The organism is Phenylobacterium sp., from assembly GCF_044372605.1.
Taxonomy (GTDB): Bacteria; Pseudomonadota; Alphaproteobacteria; order Caulobacterales; family Caulobacteraceae; genus Phenylobacterium.
This window is the reverse complement of the sequence record NZ_JBILRO010000009.1, coordinates 24,031-31,639: the sequence shown is the minus strand read 5'-3', so window position 1 is coordinate 31,639 and position 7,609 is coordinate 24,031. Positions and strand designations below refer to the sequence as shown.

Here is a 7,609-nt window from a genome sequence, read left to right as displayed (position 1 = left end):
ACCGCTTTTGCGGAGAGTTTGCGGTCGGGGAATCAGGCGATAGAGGAAAGCGATGGTTGAGACCGTGAAGTTCTTCTGGACCCCGGATGCGGCGACCACCAACCCGGTGTGGCTGTGCCGAACCGAAAAGGACCTGCCAGCCGGCTGCATCTTGGCCTGGACCTGGGCGCGACCGGGCACCGACCGCGATATGCTGCGCCGCGCGTATGAGGCGCCGTTCGCCAGCGGCGCAAGCAAGGCCGGGCCGCGCCGTTTTCCCTGGTGCATCCCCTTAGGTGGGCCCGAGACCGACAACGCCATCGACCAGCAGCATTGTTCAGGGTCGCGGAAACACGGGACTAAACCGGCCAATGTCACCTCCGGCGATCGCGACCATATCTTCAACGCCGGCGGGGGTGCAGAGTGCGCGTCCCAGGTTACCGGGGCCACGTTTGACACCTTCCGCAACGCCAACCACTGCTGTCAGGAAGACAATGGCGAGGCGATTGTCGAGACTTTCCTCCAGCGCCAAGGTGCCCGCTGATGACCGAAAAGCGCGACCCCGCCGCCGCCCCCAAATCTGGGCCGGCCAAGCCCCGTAAGCCCCGGAAGGCGACCTCCAGGGCCGCACCCTCCAAGGCGGCCAAGGCCAAGACAGCGGCCAAACCGCCCGCCGGCCGCAAGGCGGGCGGTCTCGTGATCGACAATCCCGATCTCGGCCGTCCCCGCGTGGCTAGCGGCCGGGCGCGCCAGATTTTTGTCCAGGCCGCCCGGCTGTTCGTCGAGAAGGGCTACGACGGCGCTTCGATGAGCGACATCGCCGAGGCGGTGAACATCACCAAGGCCGGCCTCTACCACTTTGTGAAAAGCAAGGAGGACCTGCTCTACACACTCGTCTCCTTCGGCATGGACGAACTCGAGGACGAGGTGGTCAACCCGGGCAGGGCAGAGCCAGACCCGGCCGTCCGCCTGCGACTGATGATCCGAAACCACGTCGCCAACATTGGCCGCGTCGGCTCATCGCAGGGCAACCCGGTGACCATTGTCACCGATGACATTACCGGTCTCAGCCCCAGGAGCCGCCGCCTGATCAATTCCCGCAAGCGCGCCTATTATACGTTGGTGCGCGACACACTGGAGGAGCTGAAAGTCCGCGGCGACGCTGCCGCCGATCTCGACACAACCGTCGCCGCTCACTCCCTGATCGGCGCGATCCTCTGGACCGGTCGCTGGCGTCGCCCGAACGGCCGCCTCGGGGTCGACGAGCTGGTCGAGCATCTGACCGCCTTTGTCTTGAAGGGCGTTCTGGCGCGATAGGCCTGCTTTACAGACTATCGTTCAGAGTGCAGGCTTCCAACCGATCGGTAGGGACGCTTCAAGCTGCGTACCGCAGAGTGTTGCTCCGCGCATGAGACGCGGCCAACTACGGAGAGGGAAGTGCGATGATCTACCAGAAACAATCCACTGCGCGCCGCACAATCTGGTTAGCGGGCGCCTCGGTGCTCCTCCTCAGCACAGGCGCAGCCCAGGAGGTCAACGCCCAGACGGCGGCTGCCGGCACGCAGGTCGAGGAAGTGATCGTCACATCTCGGAAGCGCGAAGAACGACTGCGCGACATTCCAACCGCCGCCACCACCCTCAGCGCCGAGCAGCTGCGCGACCTCGGCGGCGTGCCCAATCTCCAGAACCTGCTGGCCAATGTCCCGGCCGTGAACTTCGCCAACACCTCCAACCAGGTGACCTCGGAAGTCTCGATCCGCGGGTCCGGTACCAGCCGGGCGACTGCGGCCGAATCTGGCGTCGGCCTCTATCGCAACGGCGCCTACCTGGGCGGCGGCACGGTTGGCGGTCGGACTTTCAGTCGACTGGACTTCTTCGACGTGTCCGGGATCGAAGTGCTGCGCGGCGTGCAGGGAGCATTGAACGGACGCAACGCTGTTGGCGGCTCGATCAATCTGCTGTCCGCAAGACCCATACAGGGACAACAGTCCGGCATTGCCACCGCAAAGATCGGTCAGAACCAGATGCGCGAGGGCAGCCTCGTCATCAACCAGCCGCTGACCGACAACCTCGCCCTGCGCGTCGGCGTCCTGCAGATGAAGCAGAAGGAAGGCTTCTTCTACAACCCGGTGCGCGACGAGTATTTCGACGCCCAGAAACAGGACTTCGCCCGCATTCAGCTCAACTATCGCGGCGAGAACTTCACCGCCAACCTGCTGGCCGAGCGGGGCAACGACAAGCTGCCCGGCATCATGTATTCGCTGCGTATTGCTCCCGGTACGAACCTGACCTATCCGCGCGGGTTCGTCGAGGACAAGTACAACATCAGCTGGAGCGCCTCCAACGCCGCCAAGATGCGCACGCATTACTATGAATTCGTGGGCAGCTACGATCTGGACTTCGCCGAAGTCACCCTCACGTCCTCGCTGCGCGAACGCCACTCCCAGAACGCCTTCGACGGCGACGCCTCTTCGGCGCAACTCCAGGCGCAGCTTGCGGCCCGCGGCCTTGTTGCACCCGGCAGGGTGCAGGGCGACCCGAATACGGACTCGATCCAGTTCAGCTACGCCAGCATCCTGTACAACGACATCCACATCGCTGGTAACAAGGTCGATAAGCTGAGCTGGCTGGGCGGCTTTGAGTACTACGTCCTTAACGAAGCCGTTGGCGGCATTGCCGCCCGCACCCCTACGACCGCAAACCGGTCACTGGGCAATCGCACCATTACCAACCTCGATTTCACGTCCTACGCGATCTACGGCGCGGTTGGCTACGACCTGACCGATGCGCTCAATGTCGAGGCTGAGGCCCGATACACCAACGACTCGAAATCCTACGATGCGGCGCGTCTGGACCTCAGCACGGGCCTGGCTATTCCCGGCAACGGCTTTCCGAGCGCGGCTTCCGGCGATTCCGGCAACTTCTCGTATAACGTCACCCTTGGCTATAAGGTCTACGACTGGCTCACCTACGCCAAGATGGGCACGGCCTATCGCGCTGGCGGCTTTAACGCGGTTCGAGGCGACGACCGGGCGCCTGTGCCGGTGCCCCCCACGTTCGACGACGAAGACTCGATGGCGTTTGAACTCGGCGCCAAGGGGAACATCACCTCCAACATCTTCCTGACAGCGGCCGCGTACCGGACCTACGTCAAGAGCCTGTTGGTCCAGACCGACAACGGCTGCTTTGCCGGCAGTACGGTTTGCCCGGTGGCTGCGACGAACTTCATCTTCAACTCGGGCAAGGCGCGGCTGGGCGGCGTCGAAGTCGAGCTCACCGGCCGGTGGCGGCTGTTCGACGGCGTCGCGCGCCTTACCGCCGGTGTTTCACGCCAATGGGGTGTCATTACGGACGGTCGCGACAAGGGTCGCGTTGGCCCACAGCGCCCGGACTGGACGGGAACGTTCAGCGCCAACTATCGGCGTCCCATCACGGACGAGATCGATGGCTTCATCAACATCAGGGGCAACTTCCGCAAGGGCGGTGTGCAGGAGATCGCCCAGACGCCGTTGCTGGAAGACTTCACGATCTTCGACCTGCGCCTGGGGGCGACGATGGGCGAGGTCGAAGCCGCCTTCTTCCTTAACAACTTCGCCAACGAGAGCTACCGCGTCTTTAACGCGCCCACCGTGATCCGCTGGAACATGCCGCAAACCTGGGGCGTCGAAGTGACCTACCGCTGGTAGGCGCGCCTGTACGCTGGGCCGGTGCTTTACACACCGGCCCAACCGTAGCAACCTACCGGTCGGTAAGTGACCTTTGATAGGGGGCGATGCATTGGGCTGGCGCGCACTCCAGCGGTCGATCCAGGCCCTCTTGGCGCTGGCGCTCCTGTGCTTCACCAGCACGCCGACCCATGCACATGACCTCTCCTACGCCCTGGTCAATGTGACCGTGCCGGCCGATCGGGCCTCGGTCCGCATCGATATCCGCTGCCACGTCCCGGCCTTGATCATCGGCGCGCCGCAGGGCCATCTTGCCCCGGATCGGCTCGCCGTCTTCCTGGCGCTGGATGACACCCAACTAACGGCGCGCCAGTCGATCGCCGGGCGCAACCTCATGGGTGGGCTTTCACTGCGCGCCGACGACCGGCTGATCGACGACGCCCGCCTCGCCTTCCCATCCGCTGCCAGGCTCCGCGCTGACGCCCAGGTCCCTGCCGCCAGTCCAAAGCCCTCGGCGCCGCTCATCCTGACGGCCGCCCTGCCGACCAGCGCCGCATCGCTCGACCTCGCCCTGCCCGCCGCCCTTGGGCCGGCGGTCGTCGTCGTTCACTGGCCGGATGGACGCGTCGCCACCCTCGCAACGCGTGACGGCGAAAGGACCCGCACTATCCGCCTGGCCGGACCTGATCCGCTCGCAGACGCGCTGGACGCGCTGTTCCGATTCGGCGTGCTGGGTTTCCATCACATCCTGCCTCTGGGTCTTGACCACATCGCATTCATCGCCGCCCTGGCGATAGCGGCGCCTAGGCTCGGCGGCCTGATCCGACTGGCAACGGTGTTCACGCTGGCCCACTCGCTGACCCTGGCGCTCGCCGCCCTCCGTATTGTCGAGGCTCCTTCCGCTCTGATCGAGCCGGCCATTGCGCTTTCGATTGTGGCCATGGCGGGGCTGACGGCCATCCGAGGTCCGGCGCCGGCAGGTCCCGTGACCACAGTGGTCGTCTTCGGGTTCGGCCTTCTGCACGGCCTTGGATTCGCCGGCGCCCTGGGCCAGATCGGTCTTCCGCGCGGCCAGGAGGCGCTGGCCTTGATCGGCTTCAACCTGGGGGTCGAAGCCGGTCAGATCGCCGTGATCCTGATCGTGCTGGCTCTGGTCGCCGCCTGGCGGACCAAACCATTCTACGGCGCCCGTATCGCGCAGCCGGCCTCGGCCCTGATCGCAGTCGCGGGTCTGATCTGGACCGTGCAGCGGATTGGCGGCCTCGCGGCTGCGACGCCCGTCTTCGGCGCGGGCTGACAACACTGAAAGTGGGGAGAGAGACGATGCGAGACTGGTCCCGGAGACATACCCTGGCGGCGCTGCTTGCGGCCGGAGGCTCGACGCTCCCTATGGGCTGGGTCTACGCCCAGGCTCGCAAAGCCGAGGCCGCGCCCCTGCCTGGCGACTACATGGGAAAGGGCCTGCGCGACAGGGTCGAGGCCCTCAAGGCGGAAGCCGCCACGACTCCCACAGGCGACGCCAACTATCGCGATCGGGGCCTGCTTCTCTATGATTGGATGAACGCCTACGCGATGACCGGAGTGTACCTGCACCCGGAGATGCCGTCCGTCATCGCCGCGCTCTACTCCCCGGCCTTCGCCGGCAACGGCGAACGCCAGCGCAAGAACGCGTTCTCCGGGATTGACCGCTTCATCCGCACGCTCAAGGCGCTGGAGGCTAACCCCAAGATCACCGGAACGGTCAGCGCGCGTACGGAAGGCCCGCTCACCGTCGACAGCTACGCGCAGTTCGAACAAACCTACACCGTGGGCGAGGCGAGCCTGAGCGCAGGCGGCGGGGTGGTGCTGCCCAACCACTTCTACTTCGCCTCGGAAGAGCTCCAGACCTGGAATCCGAAGGCCGACAACTATGTCACCGTCCGGGCCTCCAATCCCGCGGTGAAGATCGCGCCCGATACCTATCCGATCACCGGCATGTTCTCGAGCCAGCTTGGCGTCGTCGAGGCGCAGCGCGTGTTCTTCCGCATCACGGAGGGGACGCTCCGACCCGGTGAGACGCTGACTGTCACCTATGGCGACCGATCCCAGGGCTCACGTGGGCTCAAGCTGATCCACATCTCCAATACGGCGCTCAGGTTCCCGTTCTGGGTGCAGACTTCGGCAGATGGCCTGCTGCTGACGCCCCGAGAGGCGACCCTCCCCGTGCGCGGCGGCCCGGCCGCCGGCGTCCGCGGCTTCGGGCCCGCGGTTGTGGCGGTTGGCGAGCCGTTCCGCCTCTCGGTCCGCGCCGAGGACATCTATCGCAACCGCGCCAGCGGCGGCGCGCCCGGCTGGCGGTTGATGCTCAATGGCGAAGTGATCCGCCGTCTTCCCGCCTCCGGCGACGCAATCACCGTGGTCGAGGGCCTGACCCTTGCAAGGCCCGGACCGCACCGCTTCGAGATCATCTCCGAGGACGGCCGCATCCGCGGCGGCGCCGACCCGATCCTCGCCGAGACCAAGCCCGTCGAACGCATCTACTGGGGCGAGACCCATGGCCACTGCGGCTTCTCCGAAGGCATGGGACTGGTCGACGACTACTTCAATTTCGCCCGAGACGAGGCCCGTCTCGACTTCTGCGCCCTGTCCGAACACGACATCTGGCTTGATGCCTGGGAGTGGGAGGAGATGCGCCGTGCGGCGATCAAGGCCAACCGCCCGGGCGAGTTCATCACCTATATGGGCTATGAATGGACCGTCGTCTCGGCGTTCGGCGGGCATCACAACGTGATCTTCCGAGATCTCGAAAAGGTGACGCCGGTTTCGGCACAGCGCCATCCCGCCCTGCCCGATCTCTATCGGGGCCTGCGGAAAGCCTACGCCACCAAGGACGTCATCGTGATCCCGCACGCCCACATGACAGCCGACGCTGCGCAGAATGACCCTGACCTGGAACCGCTGGTCGAGATCGTCTCCGAGCACGGCACCTTCGAGTGGCTGGGGCGGCGCTATCTGGCCAGCGGCTTCCAGCTGGGCTTCGTGGGGGCCAGCGACAACCACATCGGCCATCCCGGCTACAAGCCCCGGCCGCTGGGCCGTTACTACTTCGACGGCTATGGCGGGCTGGCCGCCGTCTACGCACCGGCCAAGGACCGCCATGCGCTGTTTGACGCCATGAAGGCGCGTCGCACATACGCCACCAACGGCGCGCGTATCCTGCTCAAGGCCGCCATCAACGGCCGACCCATGGGCCAGGTTGTGCCCAAGGCGACGGCCCGGGTCCTGGAAGGCGTCGCGCACGGGACCGCCCCAGTCGAGTCGATCACGCTCGTGAAGAACGGCCAGGAGATTCAGACCCTTGCCTATGACGCCGTCACGGCCGACGCCCACGACGACATCGTTGAGATCCGCTTCGCCTCAACGTCCGAGCCCAACCAGAGGCTGGTCCCTTCGCGCAATATCCGCGCCTGGGAGGGCCGCATCGAGGTGACCGGCGCCACAATCGCCCAGGCCTCCAGCCCACAGGTCGAGGCGCTCAATGTATTCACCGAATGGGTTCTACCCGATCCACTCAACGCTTCGGCGGCCCGTTTCCGGCTGGTCACCCGCGGCGACGCCAAGTCGATCAGGTTGAAGCTCGCCGGCGATATCTCCAAGGCCAGGATCAAGGTCCTGCTGCCGAACGCCCGCACGCCTTTCAACGCCGAGACAGCCGTTCCTGGCGCAGGGGCGCCCGCCGTACTGGTCGCCAAGGATCGCGTACCGGCCCAGGCCCGCACCTCCGGCGGTGAGTTTGACGACACTATCAGCGTCCGCCGGATCCGACCGGCAGTCGACATGGACCGCGCATTTCGCTTTGAAGACACCGCGCCACCGGTCGACGGCGACAACTACTATGTCCGGATCACGCAGGCGGACGGCGGCCAGGCGTGGTCAAGCCCGGCCTGGGTCGGAGCCGTGAAGAAGCCCGCAGCCAAGACCTGAGT

At 65.6% G+C, this 7,609-nt stretch carries 5 protein-coding genes; all 5 read left to right on the top strand.

Annotation, left to right across the window (positions count from 1 at the left end; genetic code table 11):
- Positions 1-52 precede the first annotated feature (52 nt).
- The 5 genes from ACIQ42_RS01865 to ACIQ42_RS01845 all read left to right on the top strand — a co-directional run bounded on the left by ACIQ42_RS01865 (position 53) and on the right by ACIQ42_RS01845 (position 7,607).
- Positions 53-523 (top strand): hypothetical protein, encoded by a 471-nt coding sequence (locus tag ACIQ42_RS01865; protein ID WP_397420527.1) that lies wholly within the window; start codon positions 53-55, stop codon positions 521-523.
- On the top strand, positions 523-1,296 hold the full coding sequence (locus ACIQ42_RS01860; protein ID WP_397420526.1) for a TetR/AcrR family transcriptional regulator: 774 nt from the start codon (positions 523-525) through the stop codon (positions 1,294-1,296). Before ACIQ42_RS01865 ends, ACIQ42_RS01860 begins: the two co-directional genes overlap by 1 nt.
- 125 nt (positions 1,297-1,421) lie before the next feature.
- Positions 1,422-3,665: a TonB-dependent receptor gene (locus tag ACIQ42_RS01855; RefSeq protein ID WP_397420525.1), complete on the top strand. Its 2,244-nt coding sequence runs from the start codon at positions 1,422-1,424 to the stop codon at positions 3,663-3,665.
- 91 nt (positions 3,666-3,756) lie between these two features.
- Entirely contained in the window at positions 3,757-4,941 is a 1,185-nt protein-coding gene (locus ACIQ42_RS01850; RefSeq protein ID WP_397420524.1) for a HupE/UreJ family protein, read from the top strand.
- 26 nt (positions 4,942-4,967) lie between these two features.
- Positions 4,968-7,607, top strand: a complete 2,640-nt coding sequence (locus ACIQ42_RS01845) for a DUF3604 domain-containing protein (RefSeq protein WP_397420523.1) — start codon at positions 4,968-4,970, stop codon at positions 7,605-7,607.
- The last annotated feature ends 2 nt before the right edge of the window (positions 7,608-7,609 follow it).